This window comes from Bacteroides sp. 4_1_36 (assembly GCF_003466325.1).
In the GTDB taxonomy this organism is placed as follows: Bacteria; Bacteroidota; Bacteroidia; order Bacteroidales; family Bacteroidaceae; genus Bacteroides; species Bacteroides uniformis.
Genome location: NZ_QSOX01000013.1, coordinates 731 through 17926 on the forward strand (window position 1 = coordinate 731; position 17196 = coordinate 17926).

The following is a 17196-nucleotide window of genomic DNA, read 5'->3' on the forward strand; positions in this document are numbered from 1 at the left end:
GAAAGCTTGGACAACCGCGTATCAGCAGTAGAAAAGCTGGTAAGTGACCTTCAAGCTAAGATTGACGCTGGATCGGTCATTACCGGCGTTGACAAAACAGAAGATGGCATTGTCATCAAATTAAGCAATGGCGAATCTTATCCTATCAAGAACGGAACAAACGGCACAAACGCTCCCGTTTGGAGTATTGTAAAAGACGCTAACGGTGACTATTGGTGGGCTAAAGACAATGTACAAACAGAGTTCCCTGCACGCGGTGAAAAAGGTGAACCGGGCAACGGTAGCGCTGGTCAAGACGCTAAAACCATCTATTACTACCCAGGTACTGAAGAAACTGGCAAGTTGCATGGCCAAGCAGAAGCTGGCTACTGGGTGAAAGTAACAGAAGAGAAGGGTAAAGATCCTTTATATGAAGTACAAACTACGAAATGGTTACCGGAAGGGACTCTTTCAGCAGTTTGGAATACAAAAGATGAAACTCTGACCCTTGGTAACATGAAGGATGAGAACGGCAAATTGGTTGAAAAGACTATTTCTCTGACTACTAAGTTGAAAGCATTGGTATTCATTCCTGATTTGTATGAAGACGGAGTAGAAGCTACTAAATACAAATATGCCAACGGTGATTTCATCGAAGCTGAAAAGAACGCAATAGAAAGTAAAGATGACCACAATGTAGCTTATGTAATCAAGAAAGGTACAAGTGCTACCAATTGGATTACTTTGAAAGATGCCACTAAGAAAACTTATTGGATGCCTTCAACCAGCGCAATGTACTATCACTTGAACCCGCTAAATGCCAAGCTGAAAGATATTGAGTGGAAATTCTTGGCAGCTACTCCGGAATATGTAGCTACAAAAGCTACTCCTGCTGTGGTAACCCCTATCTTCCAAAACGCAGGTAAGACCATTGACGGCGAAAAAATGTATGCTACATACAAACTCTCTGTAGAGGATTTGAAGAAGGGCAATTTGAGCACTCCCGGTGAAAACAACTATATTTCTATCGCAGCTCTGGAAGCAACATTGGTTAATGGCGAAAAAGAAGGTGAAGAAAAGTCTACAGTTACTTCTGACTATGCAGCCATCATGCCGATGATTCAAGGTTTTAAAGCCATTGCGTATACCGATGACAGCAAAATCGTAACAAAAAACACTTGTAAACCTGAACTGTATAAGACAGCTAAGGAAGCTATCGAAAACGTATATACTGTTCCTGCACAATACAATGGTGGTTCTATTGAATTGGCAGATTTACTGTGTATCCATCATGTAGAAAACTTTGGAGAGAAAATTACTGCAACCACTCACAAAAGCATGAGTCTTGCTGAAGCTGCCCAGCTATATAATCTGACTCTCAAGTTTGAAGCTGTTCACTATATCAGCGGTGACAATGATACAGAGGAAAATGCTTACTCTCAATTGGAAGAAGACGGTACTTTCACTCCTTGCTATGTAAACGACAAAGAAGAAAGTGTGGTTATTCCTGAAGGAAGCACAGAAAAGATTGGCAGAAGTGCTATCGGTCGTCGTCCGGCAGTATTGGTTAAACTGGTTGATGCAACAAATAATGTAGTATTAGCAGGTTACATCAAGTTGGAAATCACTGAAAAAGCCGCTACTCCTGATGCAATTGTTATTGACAAGAGCACTCCGCAGTTGCCGTACTTGTGTGGTGAACAAACTGTATCCATCACTTGGAAAGACATGTCCGGTAAGATTCTTGAAGAACTGGGTATGACCAAGGAAGAATTCACAAAGGGTTATACATTTGTAAAAGACGAAACTTATGTAGCAGACGGTAAGGGTGGCTTCATTCAAGTAACAGCTGCTAATAAATTTGCAGCAGACAATACTTACGGTGTAGTTACTGAAACTCCTGACGGTAACACTAGTACAAATGCTATCCTGAACTGGACTAGCAATAAGACTCAAAGAGACCAACTCATCAAGGATTACAAAGATCGCGCCTTGACACTTTATGGCAAGTACAAACCTGTAGCAGGTGGAACAACTTACGCTATTTACGTAGGTATCAAGATTTCCATAGCAGAATTGCCGACTACTGCAAGTTATGGTAACAAACGTGATGCGTTCTGGTATCCTGCTGAAACAGCTTTGGCTGACAGAGATACTGTACGTACCAATGTTCCTGCTCCGGATGCAGCAAACAATGTAGCAAATTATGTGAAGAATCTTGATGACTACTTCTATCACTACGTAACAGAAGCTGGAAAAGAAGTTGAAAAATCAGGCATCGAATTCATTGTATCAGAAGCTTCCAAGCCGGTTTATGGTGAAATCTGGAACAACAAAGACAAAGGTATGGAAATCAAGTACAGCTACTTGTTCTCTGCTAAGAACGATGGTCTGACTATAGGTGGAAAGAAGTTGTTTGTAAGTACAGTTGAAGCTGACAAGAGCAAGAGCAGCACTAAGTTATACTGGGGTGAAAAGAGAGCAACCGCTTCTCTCATCGCAACTCTTGATAAGACAGCCAAGACAATTACTTATGCAAACAACGATGAAGCAAAAGTATTCTTGAACCTTTTCGGTCATAACGAAAACAAGCCTAACCAACAGTTTGCCATCATCGAGGTATCCGCTGTTTATGGTGACTGCGAAATTGAACTGGCTCCCGCTTACAACTTCAACGCTCGCTTCTTGCGTCCGCTGGATATTGAAAGCAACGACAAAGCCAAGTTCTTGGATGCAGAGGCTAACGGTTCTTCCGTATTACTTGGTAACTTGTTCAAGGCCAACGACTGGCGCGACAAACCGGTTATCGTATACAATGATAAAGACAAAGTATATGAAGCTGCTAAAGAAAACAACGTTAACTTGTACGAATACTACGGTATCAGCGCAATAACTTTGGATATTGACAATGCAACTTGTGACGTTAATGTTATCGGTGAACAGAAGCCTATCAACAAGGACGTTATCAAGCTGACAATCCTTGATAAAGTAGGTGGTACTGCAATTTCTAACCCGATTGACATCAAAACTACCAACATCAGCAAGTTGAACTCTGTAGTATTGAACTACAAGAACAATATGGGTAACACTAAAGACTTCACCATCATGGTTCCTGTAAAGGTCACATACACATGGGGTACAGTAAGTGCTAAAGTTGCCATTGCTGTTGATGGTACTATTGCCAACAGATAATTTTGTAAAGAACTCATCGCATCCTAAAATGCGGTAATATAATAAAGGTGCGTCATAATAAGGTGACGCACCTTTTTATTTAACAATGCACGATTAATAAATATATCAACAATGAACAATAAACAAATCCTTTTTATGCTTCTTCTCTCAGCAAGCTTTCTACTCGGAGCATGTTCAACAAAAGGACACGAAGAGAAGATGAAGACACAGAAAGAGGCAGAAGATGAGTTTGTAGCCACTTTGACTGCTGCAGACTCAAGCGCTGTTCTTACATTATGTACACAGTGTATGGATCTTCTAAAAGCTAAAGAGACTGACAAGGCTCTTGATATGCTTTACTCCATTGATGACGCTGGTATAGCCAAACCCTTAACGATACAACAACGGGAAGCACTGACCAAACGTTTCCAGCGTTTCCCGGTAATTCGTTATCGATTGGATTACCTCAGCTTCTCTACACAAGGAAATAATGACGTGAAGTACAAAATAGAATTTACGCCACGTTCAGATTCTGACACTCCAGGTAGTAGTATGGGGTTCATGTTCAACCCCATAAAAGCAAATGGGGAATGGGTACTCGCCATCAAAGACGGTAGACAGCCTAGTCGCGAAGCTGCTACCCCACTCCATGATGATGCACCTGCCCCAGTAGATGTAATTGTAGAAAAGTAATCAAAAACACAAGAAAGGCCCTCCTTTTTGTAGGAGAGCCTTTCTTTATATTCCACAAATCGTTTTACTACATTTAGAAGAGATACGCCGCAGACACCTGCCAAGTCTTATTCTTGGCACCGATGGCATCACCCGCATTCTTCCACGTAAATGAGTCGCCCATCGGGAGCTGATAGGTCACGCCAACCTGGAGATGCTTCAGCAGCTTCACACCGGCACCCAGATTAAGTGCCACTTGAGCCTTCTTGCGGTCTACGTAATCCTTCTTCTTGAAGTCGAAGAAGAAATCGGGACCGGCTGCCACATAAATACCCAACAAACTACCCAAGCCAATGGTATATTTCAGATTTACGGGTACTTCCAGTCCTGTTTGCTTCACCTCGTCCTTGCCGCGCTGAGAGAACAGCAAAGCACCATCAACACCCAAGCCTACAATGGGAATGGTAAACTCAGCCATCGGACCAATAAAGAAACCGGTAGAATTATCCTTGTTTCCCTTATATCCGCCATCCCAATCTATTTTCGTCATATTCACACCACCCTTAACACCCCACTTCAATAGTTGGGCCTGGGCAGGCATAGCCATAAACATACAGCATACAGCTATCACGAAAGCACTAAAAATCTTTTTCATAATCAATTGTGTTTAATATTACGGGACAAATATATGGAAATTCTTCCTAAAGAAACAACGTATGTTAGCATTTGTTCATTTACGAGAACAATGAATCACAAAACGCATTACCTTTGCAACCTGAATCAAAGAAAGATACCACACAGATAAAATAAAAAGCTATGATAAAAATCAGAAAGACGCAACCCACAGACATTGCAATCCTTATGGACATCTTTGAACAAGCGAAGCACATCATGCGGAAAGACGGAAATATGCTGCAGTGGAGAGGCAACTACCCTTCCAGGGAAATCGTCATAGCAGACATCGAACAAGGAAACAGCTATGTGTGCACCGACGATACCGAAGAAATTATCGGAACCTTCGCCTTTATCCGTGGAAACGACCCCACATATACGCATATCTATGAAGGAAAATGGGTGGAAGATACGCTTCCTTACGGCGTCATTCACCGGCTGGCAAGTACAGAACACAGCAAAGGAGTGGCCAATGCCTGCCTGCAATGGTGCTACGAACAAATACCCAACCTACGTGCAGATACCCACCGGGACAATCATATCCTGCAATACATACTGAAGAAGCACGGATTCAAATATTGCGGCATCATCCTTCTGGCCAATGGAGACGAACGGCTGGCATTCCAAAAAGTAGAAGGATAGACAAGGAAACCACGAATCTTTCATTTAAAGGAGTTATCAGCCGACAAGTCGGCTTAGGAGTTAAAGCCAATACTCGTGCGTATGTATTCACAGAAGTATCGGCTTTAACTTCTTCAACTCCTGACGGAGCGGAGCGAAGTGATAACTCCTCCAATTCCTTTAAATGAAAGAACCGGGCAAGAAAACTCAAATAATCATAACCCTTCAAACATTATCTGCCATATAATTGTATATATAGCAGGTTTCCACAATGTTGTGGAAAACAAAAACAAGATAACATATGAAGGATTATAAACGTATGACAGTCGGCGAAATCGTAGCCGACAACTTCAACAATGCCGGGATATTTGATAAATATGGCATTGATTTCTGCTGCCATGGTTCCGCACTGCTTCCCGAAGCCAGTAAAACTGCCGGAGCCGATATGGAGAAGGTGATAGAAGAAATAGAGCATCTGGCTCCGACAACCTCCGAAAATATTGATTTCAAGAGTTGGCCTCTGGACTTATTGGTGGACTATATTCTCAAAATCCACCACCGTAATATCCGTACACAAGGTCCCGAGATTGAAGAACTGCTGGATAAAATATGTCGCGTACACGGTGAAAAACATCCGTCACTCTACAATGTGCAGGCTCTCTTTCATGATTCCCTCTCCGACCTCAATGCCCATCTCGACAAAGAGGAACTGGTACTGTTTCCCTACATCTATGAGATGGTAAAGGCTAAGCTGGAAAATACTCCCCTGCCCGAATTCCACTGTGGAAGCATCGAAGCTCCCATATCCGTCATGATGGCAGAACATGACATTGAAGGAGAACGCTATCGCCACATAGAGCATCTGACCAACGGCTATACAGCTCCAGAAGATGCCTGCAACAGTTACCGCCTCGTACTCCAACAGCTTAAAGCATTTGAAGAGGCCTTGCACCAGCACATCCATCTGGAAAATAATATCGTTTTCCCACGCTCCATCAAAATGGAAGCAAAATTAAGAGAACAGCCATGACACAAATCAGAATCAAACGGGTATATGAAGAACCCAATGCAACAGACGGCTACCGTGTATTGGTGGACCGGCTGTGGCCTCGCGGCATAAAAAAGGAACATCTGAAATACGATGTCTGGGAAAAGGATATTACCCCTTCACCTGAATTAAGAAAATGGTTTCACGAAGACCAAGCGGAACACTGGGAGGGGTTTGCAGCCATGTATCGCAAGGAACTGGAAAATTCGGAAGCCGCCCTTAGGTTCATTGACACCATAAAACACCACCATACCATAACCTTACTATATGCTTCCAAAGCACCGATATACAACCATGCACGCATCCTGCAACGGTTTCTGCAGGAGCACTTAGACTAATTACTCACAATCTTTACAGTAAAAGCAAAGATGAACTGTAACTCTGGAAAGGCTGTTCAACGAATTGGTGCTACAAGGACACAAACTTCTTTTTCAAGTCGTCCACTCCCATTCCCGTAAAATAATCCTCTATAAAGTCCCAGCGCTGTTCATCCGTCAGCTTATCTGTTCCGAAGAAGAAAGAGAACAAGTCAATCTGCTCCTGGAATATCTGCCCGTTGGTATCCAGAATCAGATTGCGGTAATCATCGCCAAGCGCAAGTTCCTGCAGAGTTTCGGGGTCATTGAAACGGACAAATACGCAAGGCGTACCGCCACCCTCCACACTGAACGAAAGGCAGTCAAGCATAGAAAGCAGATTAAGCAGCATATTCAAGTCCGAGAAAGGAGTGCAATAAAACACCAGGCGGTCTCCCTTACTGCCCACTATGCGTTGGCTAAACAGTTTTTGATAGCGCGACAAAAGCAAATCAAAGCCTTTGGTCACCGTAAAAGAGAGTTCATTGGAATCCTTCTTTTTCACACTGCTGATATAGCTTACACTGCGGCCTTCCTCCGTGCGACTCTCCAGCAGGGAACCGATAAAGCGTTTGGCAGAGCGCACGTCCATGCCATGCTCGGCAAAGACAGCCCGCAATTCTTCTTCATCAAAACGTCCTTTCGACTTTATCAATGACGTTTTCAGCATCGTTGTCAGGCTCTTGAACAAGGCATCCATCCGCTCACGGATGACAGTGGCATCTTCCTTCAACAACACCTCATGCTTGCCTACAGACACGGCACGGGCTCCCTCCCACAACGTTCCATTATTCAGTTTCTGTTTGAATTCCTTGTAGCCAAGCTCAGGGAAACGCTCTTCCCAAAGCGCTTCCAGACGTGCGACGTAAACCCCGTCCTCCCCTTCTACCTTTGTCAGATAGCTATGGAATTCACGGGCAAAGACATCACCCGTCTTGTCCTGGACATATCCTTCGGTCAACAGATTCTTGGGGCTGATTTCAAGCAGATGCCTTCCATAACGCTGCATCAAATCGTCTTCCAGCCAAAGCAAGGCGGTCTTGATGAGCTGTCCCAACTCCGCTTCATACTCCAGCTTGTTCTTTGTACGCGGCAGTTTCACCACAAACTCGAAATCGGACAAAGATACCATGATTTCCGGTTTTTCCCCTTTCATGCGGTACACTTCCATGAGTTTTCTCAGAATAAGCACCAGCTGTTCCTGGGCAATGTTCCCTGTCTGATGCAGACGCTTCATATAATAGAAATCCCGTTCATGGTAGTCGGTAGCGGCAATACCCTGTATCTCCGTATCACGCGCGGCACGCCCTATCTCCTGAATATAGTCGACAAACGTACTGGATGGCGCCACATGGTATACACGGTCTATATCACTGATGTCCACTCCCATACCAAAGGCTTTCGTAGCCACAATCAGTTTCTTGGTTCCTTCCTTGAACTCTTGTACAATGGCAGCTTTCTGTTCCTTGTCCTTCTTGCCATAATAGGAGGCAACCAGACGCCAGTCCGCCGGCTTCACCCACGTCTTCAAGCGCATGTCGATGCCACCCGCAAAAGGATAATAGAGCAATGTCTTGTGCCCGTCCAGGAAGTCCTCCACCCGCGCAGCCACCACGCGCTGCTTTGCCTTGTCGTATGTCTCCCCGTCCTCCATCTCCATCTGACGGATGTCAAAGCCAATATTCCGGCGCTTCACTGTACCTACATAAAGCACGCAAGGCTCCATCTGCAAGGAACGAATAGTCTCGAATATCATGTCATTACCTCCTTTCGGGTTCCAGACAGCCGTAGCAGTCAATGCAAACAACGGGAAATTATAGCCGAGAGTCTGTTTCAAAGCAGTCAGGTAGCGCCCCAAGAACCAATAGTCCACGCGGAACTCCTTGCCCCACGTAGTGACCGTATGCGCCTCATCGACCACCACCAGACCGATGCGGCGCTCGCCTACAAAATGCTTAATGTCGTAAGAGAGAAGCAATTCCGGCGAGAGATAGAACAAATCAATCTCCCCCTCACGCACCTGCCGGTAAACCTCCATCTTCTGTTCCGGCGATAAATCGGACGAGGCGTATGCCACACGCATATACCCCAGCTCTTGCAGACTTTCCACCTGGTCTACAATCAACGCCTTCAAAGGGGAAACCACAATGGTAAGCAGATTATACTCCTTCCCCAGATAGATGGCAGGAAGCTGGAACAACAAGGATTTTCCGGAGCCGGTAGGGGCAGTCAGCAAGATATTGTCTACCTGCGTTTCACCTTTCCAAGCCTTTTCAGCCTCCAGTATAACGTTCTCTATCAGCTGTCCCTGCGAAATGCAGAGTTTCTCTTTTCCCTTGGACAAGTCATCGTAAATCTCAAGATTACGAAACTGTTCGTAGCCGTAAGTCTCCTTTAAAATCGTGTTTATGGTTTCGCGGCAGTTTTCAGGCAGATGCCTTTCCTTCAAATCCGGTAACCGGCGTGTTGTTGCTTCTTGTACATTCATTATTATTGTAGTGTGGGGGTATTAAAAAGAAAAGAAGCAATTCTTCAACCATAGTTATCGGTTTTGGAATTACTTCTCCCTATGTTTCAAAATATTACCAGACATACCGGTAAGTTTTTTCTTTTAAAGCGTATCAATATTCCTCCTCGTTGAAGAAAAAGTCCTCTTTGCTGGGATAATCGGGCCAAATATCTTCTATGCTTTCATAAATCTCGCCTTCATCTTCCATTTCCTGCAGATTCTCAATCACTTCAAGCGGAGCACCCGAACGCATGGCATAATCTATCAATTCATCCTTAGTTGCCGGCCAAGGAGCATCTTCCAGTTTAGATGCTAATTCCAATGTCCAATACATAGTCTCTAGTATTAAAATTGTGAATATTAAGTCCTATTTCTATTTTTCGGCAAAAGTATAACAATTTATTTCACTTGCAACTATTATTCCAAAATATTTCACCTTTTTTGTCGTCTTGATTCATTTTACGGGAAAGAACGAACAAATAATCAGACAAGCGGTTCACGTAAGCCAGTAATTCCGAAGCGATTTCCACTTGTTCGGCCAGAGCAAGAATCCGACGCTCTGCACGACGGCAAACCGTACGGCAAACGTGGCAGACTGCCGCACCGCGACTTCCGCCGGGAAGAATAAAGGCTGAAAGAGGAGGCAAAAGAGTATCCAAACGGTCTATCTCCCGCTCCACCATTTCCACCTGCTCCGGGCTGATGATACTGGCTTCTTTCAGCTCCATTTTCTCCCGGTCTGTGGCCAGATGAGAGCCTACGGCAAAAAGTCTGTCTTGCACTTGCTGCAGAAAATCTTTATCCTTCCCGTCAAGCAGGTACGTGATGAGAAGACCCAGATTGGAATTCAGTTCATCCACCGTACCATACGCCTCAAGGCGGATATGCGTTTTAGGTACACGGGTTCCGCCTACAAGAGAGGTGGTTCCTTTATCTCCGGTTTTGGTGTATATCTTCATAAGGAATTAATGTTTAGGGGTTAGGGATTAATGTTTAGCAGCCAGTAAGTGGAGCTAAGCACTAATCACTAACCGCTAATCACTATTGAAACGCCTAAAGATAATCAAAAGTTGACAATATAGTCTTGTTTTATCTTTGTTTTATCGAAGAATATGATACCAAGGTCATAAAGGTCGAACGTAATACCCGCCCGCCCGTCCTGCTTCATACGTTTCCAGAGGGCAGACATCTGCGGAGTGTAACGGATACCCTCAATCACAAAAACAGACTTTCCCCTGGTACGGGCAGAACAGATGCGGAAGACCTCCTCTACAAAATCGGGATGACGATAATCGTGCAAATAAAGGAAATCAACGGGAACGCCACTCTCCAGAAAGAGCTCGGAAAGGTCGGAAGCCGAAGTATAATCTGCTCCCTCCTTCCCCGCTTTCAGATAGAGGGCAGAAGCGGCAAGCGTACCGGCATCTACAATGGTCTCCGGCTGGGTATAGTTTACCAGACGGAACAGAAGGCGTTTTACTTTCTTCGATTCGTACTTCCAACGTTTATCTTTCTCCAGCTCCAGTTGCTTCTGTGCCTTGGCCAGCTCTTCATATTTATAATAAGCCGTACTTTCGTAAATTACATGCGTAATCAGGTTAAAGGCAAAAGGAGAATGTACACCGTAGCCGCAACGGTGCCGGAAACGGTACAGCCAGATAAAAGGCCGTTTTAGAGTAAGCAAAATACGATTCATTATTTTAATGCGCTAATGTACCTTCGAAAGTCACCCCTTCACCCGAAGAATAATTCTCCGTAACAGTCAGGAGTACCTTGTTATCCTCAAAGCAGAGCGTAAGCCCAAGAGCGCTTATCCAGTTGACATAATGTACTTTCAGTTGCAAAGCATCAGGTGACGCCCACGCATAACTGCCTGCCACCTGGAAAGGGCCTTCTATACCCTTAAAACGCCCCTTTGCAGCAACCGAATACGGAGGATAGCCATCAATTGCCGCTTTCGACCATTGCTTATAGCCAAACGGAAGACTGTATGTCTTTCCGTCTTTCTCCACCACAGTCATCACTACTTCTTGCTGCTTGAATTGCAGTTCGATGGATTGCCATCCGTATTTGTTCTCTCCGAGCAGGATGCGCTTGCCTGCGTATTTCTGTGAAAGGGAGGAAGCAGCCTTTCCTTGCACCAACGGCAGTTGATAAGAACGCTGTTTCTTCTGCAGGCGCTTGTAGTCCTTACCGGGCACTAATGCCTGGTCACCTGTCTCCGGCAACAAGCGGTTCCAGACCAGACGACGCTGCCGACGACCGTCTATCAATGTACATTCGGTAATGACCACTACCATATCCTTATCCGGAACAATCAGAATGTATTGTCCCAAAGCCCCGTCAGCACGTACAGCACCCGGATATTCGCAAAGCCACATCTGATAGCCATAATCTCCTATCTGTCTGGTCATCATCTGCTCCACCCAGGAAGCCGGAAGCAACTGCCTGCCTTCCCAAACACCCCGGTTCAGCAGCAGCAATCCGAATTTTGCCAATGACTCGCTCTGGATATGCAGTCCCCAGCCACCGGTATTGATGCCTTCAGGGCTTATCTCCCACGCAACGTCCGTGATATGCATCGGGATGAAAAGCTTCTGCTTCAGATAATCCAGCAAGGTCATGCCCGTCACCTTCTGCACAATGGCAGAAAGCATATAGGTACTAATCGAATCATATTCAAACTTCTTGCCCGGAGTTTTCACCGGTTTGGCAAGGAAGGTACGTATCCAGTCGGGAGTGAGGTTGCGCATATTCCAGTCGGGAGTGACACCCGATGTCATGGTAAGCAGGTCACGGACAGTCATGTCTGCCAGATTAGTGGAAACCGAATCCGGAAGAAGCTCCGGGAAGAAAGCACCGACGCGGTCTGTCAAACGCAAGCGGTTGTCCGCAATGGCAAGTCCTACGGCAGCCCCGACAAAGGTTTTGGAGCAGGAATACATGGTATGGCGATATTCCGGCGCGAACGGAGCCGGATAGATTTCTCCGATGACCTTGCCGTGACGCACCACCACCACGCTGTGGATGTCTGTTTTCGGCAATGCCATCAGTGAATCAAACAAGGCAGTGACAGCCTTGGAAGGGACTCCTTCTGCCTCGGGTGTGGAACGTGGCAACTCATTGATTTGTGCATGAACTGCCAACGCTCCCAGCAAGCCGAGAAACAAGAAGAAAAAACGTACTCTATTTTTCATAATTATCTAAGATATTTGTTCTACATGCACTGCAAATGTACAGCATTCGGACGCGAAAGACAAATAACTTGATAATTTTGTCGGAGGGGAACGTTCCTATAAGAAATGTATGGTCACCGCCTCTCCCTTGTTCAAATCCAACGGAAATGCCGGTTCTTTGTAAGTATGCGTACGTCCTCCTATCTTCACTTGGGCACGAACGGCGCCTGCGGGCATCTTTAGGATGAATTTACCCGGAACAAGAGCGGTAACAACAGCCCTCGTTGCCCGTCCATCCTTCCAGTCCAGGTCTATGGAAGCACCGCCGCGTACGCGCATTCCACGGAAGTTACCGGTAGTCCAGCTATCCGGCAGGGCAGGAAGCAGATGGATAAAGCCTTCATGACTTTGCAGCAGCATTTCGCCGACTCCCGCCGCGCCACCGTAGTTGCCATCAATCTGGAAAGGAGGATGCGAACAGAACAAATTAGGGAAAGTGCCGCTACCATGACCTCCCGTCGCAGCATCGACAGCAGGATGCAGCAAACTCTTGAAAAGTTTCCAAGCACGGTTTCCGTCACCCAAACGAGCCCAGAAGTTTATCTTCCAAGCACGGCTCCAACCGGTACCCTCATCTCCACGACGGTTCAAGGTCATCCGGCAGGCTTCGGCAAGCTCGGGGGTGGACTCCGGCGAAATCAAGTTTCCCGGATGCAGGCCGTAGAGATGGGAAACGTGGCGGTGGTGCACATCCACTTCCTTATAATCTTCCAGCCATTCTTGCAAGTATCCTTCCTTACTGATTTGCATGGGCGGAAACTTCTTCAGGTCTGCCTCAAGCTTCGCCACATAGTCCGCATCACAATCCAGCAGGCGGGCGGCGGCAATGACATTGGTATAAAGCTCGGTGAGCAGTTGCACATCCATAGTGGGACCCATACAGATGCTGACGGGAGTCACGCTGTCACCCGGCACATAGAAACTATTTTCCGGAGAAGAAGTGGGGGCAGTTACCAGCCAGCCATGAGAAGGCTCCTGCACGGTGGTGGAACTAAAGAACCGGGCGGCACCTTTCAAGACGGGATAAATACGACGCAGATAATCCCTGTCTTGCGTATACAGATAGTGTTCCCACAGATGGGCACACAGCCACGCACCACCGGTATTGGTCGCTCCCCAGGAAGGATGTTCACCGGGAGCGGTGTAATTCCATACATTGGTCATCATGTGGAGCACCCAGCCATCTGCCTCATCGCCATAGAAAGTACGCGCACTTGCTTCTCCCGAAGGGACAAGGCGCTCCATCAACGTTGTCAACGGCTGATAGAGTTCGGAAAGTCCGGCTTGCTCCAAGGGCCAGTGGTTCATCTGGATATTGATGTTCGTATGGTAGTCCCCGTTCCAGGGAGTCGATACTCCATTTGCCCAGAGTCCTTGCAGATTGGGCGGCAGGCTGCCGGGGCGGGTACTGCTGATGAGCAGATAGCGTCCGTAGTTATAGTACAGAGCAGCCAATGCCGGCGACTCCTGCTGTGTGAAGCGGAGGATGCGCTCGTTCGTCGGGAGCGTATCATCCAGCGTGGCAGGAAGCGTCAAGGAAACACGGTCGTAGAGGGAACGGTGAGCGGTGACATGGTTGGATAATGAAGAATGGAGAATGGCACATGGAGAATTAGCGGGGGCGGTGAAAGGACGGAGCAAGCTGTCGCAGACTTCCGCATAGCGTTCGCCCGGGAAGTCGGTACCGGCAGCGGCATAGGAGGTAGCGGCAGAAAGTATCAACCAGGCTTCCTGCCCGTTCTTCAAGCGGATACCGTTTTCCAGGCTGACAGACGATTCACCACCGTTCTGCACGAGTTGCATGGCCACACGGTATTTCATACCGTCCAAACCGGGTTTACCGCTTTCCAACATGCCGTCCATCAAAAGGGTGTTCCCTTGGACAGTCACCGAGCTATGTTCCGCACGACTCAAACGGGCAGAGAAATTCAGAGCCCCTTCACGTCCGGCAACCAGATGAATCAGCATGACATCACGGTCACGGGAAACAAAATACTCACGGTGATAATCGACATCTTCCAGCCTGAAAGCCGTATATGCCACCGCATCGCGCAAGTTGAGCCAACGGCGATAGTTGTTTAATGGAGAGTTGAGAATGGATAATGAAGAATTGTAGGTAAAATCTATATCCAAATCGCCCAATACCTGATAGGTTCCATATCTCCCGTCAGTCTCCTGCTTCTTCGGAACAAAACTGCTGTACATCAGCTCCTGTGCCTCTCGGTTCTTTCCCTCAAACAACAGTTGCCGGATGGCAGGCAGACTCTTCGAAGCATCCGGATTGCTATAATCCGCCTCCATTCCGCTCCATAATGATATTTCATTCAGCACAATGTGCTCACGGAGAATGCCCCCGTCGGGCATCATGCCCAAGCGTCCGTTGCCCAAAGGAAGAGTCTCCTCCCAGATAGCGGCGGGCGATGTATAGTATAGCTGATGATTACAACTGTCGGCAGGGGTATCGGCAGCACGAAGCAGCAACGAGGCTGCAAGCAGAAATAGAGTGGCAAGTGTCTTCATATTGTTTTTTGATTCTGATTTCAGGCTACAAACTTACCGCATACATTTTGCAACATTACTGCATACACTTTGCAGCATTGCTGCATACCTTTTGCAGTGACGCTGCAAAGCAATTGCAGTAGCGCTGCAAAAGGTATGCAGTACCACTGCAAAACAGTTGCACTGATTTTGCAGTGGTTACGCACTGATTATAAGATTATTGCATTTCGAACGAAACTACACCACGGACGTCGGCAGACGAAGCGCAAACGTATGCCTTGAACTTACCCGGTTCGTACTTCCAAGCTGCGGAAGCCTCATCGTAGAACTTCAAATCATCCGGAGTAAGGGTGAAAGTCACGCTCTTCTCCTCGCCCGGCGCCAAACCGACTTTTGCAAAATGTTTCAGTTCCTTTACAGGACGAAGCACACTGCATTTATCATCGCCTACATAAAGCTGTACAATCTCTTTTCCGGCAATGCTACCCGTATTCTTCACGGCAACTGTCACCGTCAGCGTACCGTCGGCAGCCATGGCCTTGGCAGAAGCCACCGGTTTGCCATATGTAAAGGTAGTATAGCTCAAGCCATGACCGAAGGGGAAGAGAGCCGGAATCTCCTTGGTGTCGTGCCAACGATAGCCCACCAGAATATCTTCCTTATACTCCTGCTTAATGCTGTCGCCCGGATAACTGAGTTCATCAAAAGCATGTGCACCGCAATCCGTCAACTTGGCAGGGAAAGAAAAGGGCAACTTTCCGCTTGGATTCACCGCACCACTCAGGATGTCAGCCAGAGACTTGCCACCCATGGAGCCTAAATACCAGCCTTGCACAATGGCAGGAACCCGGGATACCCACGGCATTTCCACCGCATTACCACTGAGAAGCACCAGAACCAGGTTCTTGTTTACCCCCAGCAAAGCTTCAATCAGTTCATCCTGCCCGAAAGGCAAGCCGTATTCCAGACGATCGCCGCCTTCACAATCCTGGAAGTGGTTCTTGTTCAATCCGCCTACCAGTACCACCAAGTCTGCCTTTTTCGCCATTTCCACGGCTTCTGCACGGAGTGAGTCTACCACATTCTGCGGAATTTCATCTGCACGGCCGTACATCGGACGACCGGCGGCATAGCCTTTCGCATAGGCTACCTTATCACCATAAACGGCACGCAAGCCATCCAGCGGAGATACCATATCCTTCACTTTCAGTTCGGAAGAGCCTCCTCCCTGATTCAGCAAGCGTACGGCATTATCGCCCACCACCAGGATATTCTGATACTTGGCTGCATCAATCGGCAGCAACGGGGCACCTTTCTTTATCACCGGAGCATTCTTCAACAGCACAATGCCCTCATTGCCTATCTCGCGGGCAGCGGCATAATGCTCTTCCGTAGCTACCGAACCATAGGGTTTCTGACGGTTCATCGCCGTACGGAATATCAAGCGAAGAATGCGGGAAGCCTTGTCATCTATTGTAGACATCGGCACTTTGCCATCTTTCAACATCTGGAGGTAAGGGTTGGCAAGGTAATAATCGTTATAGGTAAATACACTCTCGGACGTCAGACCGTTGGTGTAAGAACCCATTTCAATATCCAGACCGTTGACGGCAGCTTCATAGGTGTCGTGGGCACCGCCCCAGTCGGTAATGACACAGCCGTCGAACTTCCAGTCATCTTTCAGAATCTTGTTCAGTGTGAAATCGTTATGGCAGGCGTGCTGGCCGCGAATCTTATTGTAAGCGCCCATAATGCTCCAGGCACCTCCTTCTTCTACCGCAGCCTTGAATGCAGGCAGATAGATTTCATGCAAAGCACGGTCGCTAAGATTCACATCAATATGTCCGCGCCACAGTTCCTGGTTGTTCAGCGCATAGTGCTTGACACAAGCTGCCACTCCGTTCTTCTGCAACTCCTGGATGTAAGGTACGCACATCACACTGGCCAGATAAGGGTCCTCGCCCATATATTCAAAATTACGACCGTTCATCGGAGTACGGTAGATGTTGACGCCGGGGCCCAGCAACACATCCTTTTCACGATAGCGCGCTTCCTCACCGATGGCCTTGCCATACTTTGCAGACATGTCCGGATTCCAGGTAGCGGCCAGACAAGTCAAAGCCGGGAAAGCGGTAATGCTGTCATTGGTCCAGTTGGCATATCCCCAGTCATTCCAGTTGATTTCGGCACGGACACCGTGAGGGCCGTCGCTCATCCAAAGCTCGGGAATGCCGAGCCGCGGAACACCCGCACTGCTGAATTTACTCTGCGCATGGCAAAGGGCTACCTTCTCTTCCAGTGTCATCCGGCTGAGAGCATCCTTTACACGTGCTTCAATAGGTTGTGCATCGTCCATATAGACCGGTGTCTGTGCAGACACGGTACTGATGGAGCATGCAAGAAATAAGGTTGCTAAAAATTTATTCTTCATGT

At 47.1% G+C, this 17196-nt stretch carries 13 protein-coding genes; 5 read left to right on the forward strand and 8 right to left on the reverse strand.

The annotated features are described in order from the left end of the window. Both DXD65_RS13080 and DXD65_RS13085 read left to right on the forward strand, forming a co-directional pair. On the forward strand, positions 1 to 3171 hold a 3171-nt coding region (locus DXD65_RS13080), incomplete at its 5' end, for a PL29 family lyase N-terminal domain-containing protein (RefSeq protein ID WP_158573901.1). 111 nt (positions 3172 to 3282) lie between these two features. Then, positions 3283 to 3843, forward strand: a complete 561-nt coding sequence (locus tag DXD65_RS13085; protein WP_034532595.1) for a hypothetical protein — start codon at positions 3283 to 3285, stop codon at positions 3841 to 3843. A 73-nt stretch (positions 3844 to 3916) separates the two neighbouring features. On the opposite strand, the gene DXD65_RS13090 is transcribed toward DXD65_RS13085, so the two are convergent. Continuing rightward, entirely contained in the window at positions 3917 to 4477 is a 561-nt protein-coding gene (locus DXD65_RS13090; protein ID WP_035447725.1) for a porin family protein, read from the reverse strand. Between the two features lie 161 nt (positions 4478 to 4638). Here DXD65_RS13090 and DXD65_RS13095 point away from each other — a divergent pair, with 161 nt between their 5' ends. From DXD65_RS13095 to DXD65_RS13105, 3 genes are all read left to right on the forward strand, one after another. Next, a complete protein-coding gene (locus DXD65_RS13095; RefSeq protein ID WP_008661945.1) occupies positions 4639 to 5136 on the forward strand; it encodes a hypothetical protein in 498 nt (165 codons plus the stop codon). A 280-nt stretch (positions 5137 to 5416) separates the two neighbouring features. Further along, the gene (gene ric, locus DXD65_RS13100; RefSeq protein WP_005824443.1) at positions 5417 to 6145 is read left to right on the forward strand and encodes an iron-sulfur cluster repair di-iron protein; all 729 of its coding nucleotides are present in this window, start codon (positions 5417 to 5419) and stop codon (positions 6143 to 6145) included. After that, positions 6142 to 6501 carry a DUF488 domain-containing protein gene (locus tag DXD65_RS13105; protein ID WP_035447724.1) on the forward strand — a complete coding sequence of 120 codons (360 nt, stop codon included), beginning with the start codon at positions 6142 to 6144 and terminating at the stop codon, positions 6499 to 6501. Before ric ends, DXD65_RS13105 begins: the two co-directional genes overlap by 4 nt. Before the next feature lie 70 nt (positions 6502 to 6571). Here DXD65_RS13105 and DXD65_RS13110 read toward each other — a convergent pair whose 3' ends face one another. From DXD65_RS13110 to DXD65_RS13140, 7 genes are all read right to left on the reverse strand, one after another. Continuing rightward, positions 6572 to 9007, reverse strand: coding sequence for a DEAD/DEAH box helicase (locus DXD65_RS13110; RefSeq protein WP_009037345.1), 2436 nt, complete (start codon positions 9005 to 9007; stop codon positions 6572 to 6574). 133 nt (positions 9008 to 9140) lie between these two features. Continuing rightward, positions 9141 to 9362, reverse strand: a complete 222-nt coding sequence (locus DXD65_RS13115; protein WP_002558131.1) for a DUF2795 domain-containing protein — start codon at positions 9360 to 9362, stop codon at positions 9141 to 9143. Between the two features lie 70 nt (positions 9363 to 9432). Then, the gene (locus tag DXD65_RS13120; RefSeq protein ID WP_009037346.1) at positions 9433 to 9987 is read right to left on the reverse strand and encodes a cob(I)yrinic acid a,c-diamide adenosyltransferase; all 555 of its coding nucleotides are present in this window, start codon (positions 9985 to 9987) and stop codon (positions 9433 to 9435) included. Positions 9988 to 10091: 104 nt separating this feature from the next. Beyond that, positions 10092 to 10724: a hypothetical protein gene (locus tag DXD65_RS13125; RefSeq protein WP_009037347.1), complete on the reverse strand. Its 633-nt coding sequence runs from the start codon at positions 10722 to 10724 to the stop codon at positions 10092 to 10094. 4 nt (positions 10725 to 10728) lie between these two features. Continuing rightward, entirely contained in the window at positions 10729 to 12225 is a 1497-nt protein-coding gene (bas-suc, locus tag DXD65_RS13130) for a 3-succinylated cholic acid synthase (protein WP_009037348.1), read from the reverse strand. A gap of 96 nt (positions 12226 to 12321) precedes the next feature. Then, entirely contained in the window at positions 12322 to 14784 is a 2463-nt protein-coding gene (locus tag DXD65_RS13135; protein ID WP_117887715.1) for a glycosyl hydrolase family 95 catalytic domain-containing protein, read from the reverse strand. 196 nt (positions 14785 to 14980) lie between these two features. Further along, positions 14981 to 17194, reverse strand: a complete 2214-nt coding sequence (locus DXD65_RS13140; protein ID WP_005833629.1) for a glycoside hydrolase family 3 C-terminal domain-containing protein — start codon at positions 17192 to 17194, stop codon at positions 14981 to 14983. Positions 17195 to 17196: the final 2 nt, after the last annotated feature.

Bases quoted from the DNA above. Each gene is read 5' to 3' on its own strand.
- DXD65_RS13085 (WP_034532595.1), top strand. From the start codon at position 3,283: ATGAACAATAAACAAATCCTTTTTATGCTTCTTCTCTCAGCAAGCTTT.
- DXD65_RS13090 (WP_035447725.1), bottom strand. From the start codon at position 4,477: ATGAAAAAGATTTTTAGTGCTTTCGTGATAGCTGTATGCTGTATGTTT.
- DXD65_RS13095 (WP_008661945.1), top strand. From the start codon at position 4,639: ATGATAAAAATCAGAAAGACGCAACCCACAGACATTGCAATCCTTATG.
- ric (WP_005824443.1), top strand. From the start codon at position 5,417: ATGAAGGATTATAAACGTATGACAGTCGGCGAAATCGTAGCCGACAAC.
- DXD65_RS13105 (WP_035447724.1), top strand. From the start codon at position 6,142: ATGACACAAATCAGAATCAAACGGGTATATGAAGAACCCAATGCAACA.
- DXD65_RS13110 (WP_009037345.1), bottom strand. From the start codon at position 9,007: ATGAATGTACAAGAAGCAACAACACGCCGGTTACCGGATTTGAAGGAA.
- DXD65_RS13115 (WP_002558131.1), bottom strand. From the start codon at position 9,362: ATGTATTGGACATTGGAATTAGCATCTAAACTGGAAGATGCTCCTTGG.
- DXD65_RS13120 (WP_009037346.1), bottom strand. From the start codon at position 9,987: ATGAAGATATACACCAAAACCGGAGATAAAGGAACCACCTCTCTTGTA.
- DXD65_RS13125 (WP_009037347.1), bottom strand. From the start codon at position 10,724: ATGAATCGTATTTTGCTTACTCTAAAACGGCCTTTTATCTGGCTGTAC.
- bas-suc (WP_009037348.1), bottom strand. From the start codon at position 12,225: ATGAAAAATAGAGTACGTTTTTTCTTCTTGTTTCTCGGCTTGCTGGGA.
- DXD65_RS13135 (WP_117887715.1), bottom strand. From the start codon at position 14,784: ATGAAGACACTTGCCACTCTATTTCTGCTTGCAGCCTCGTTGCTGCTT.
- DXD65_RS13140 (WP_005833629.1), bottom strand. From the start codon at position 17,194: ATGAAGAATAAATTTTTAGCAACCTTATTTCTTGCATGCTCCATCAGT.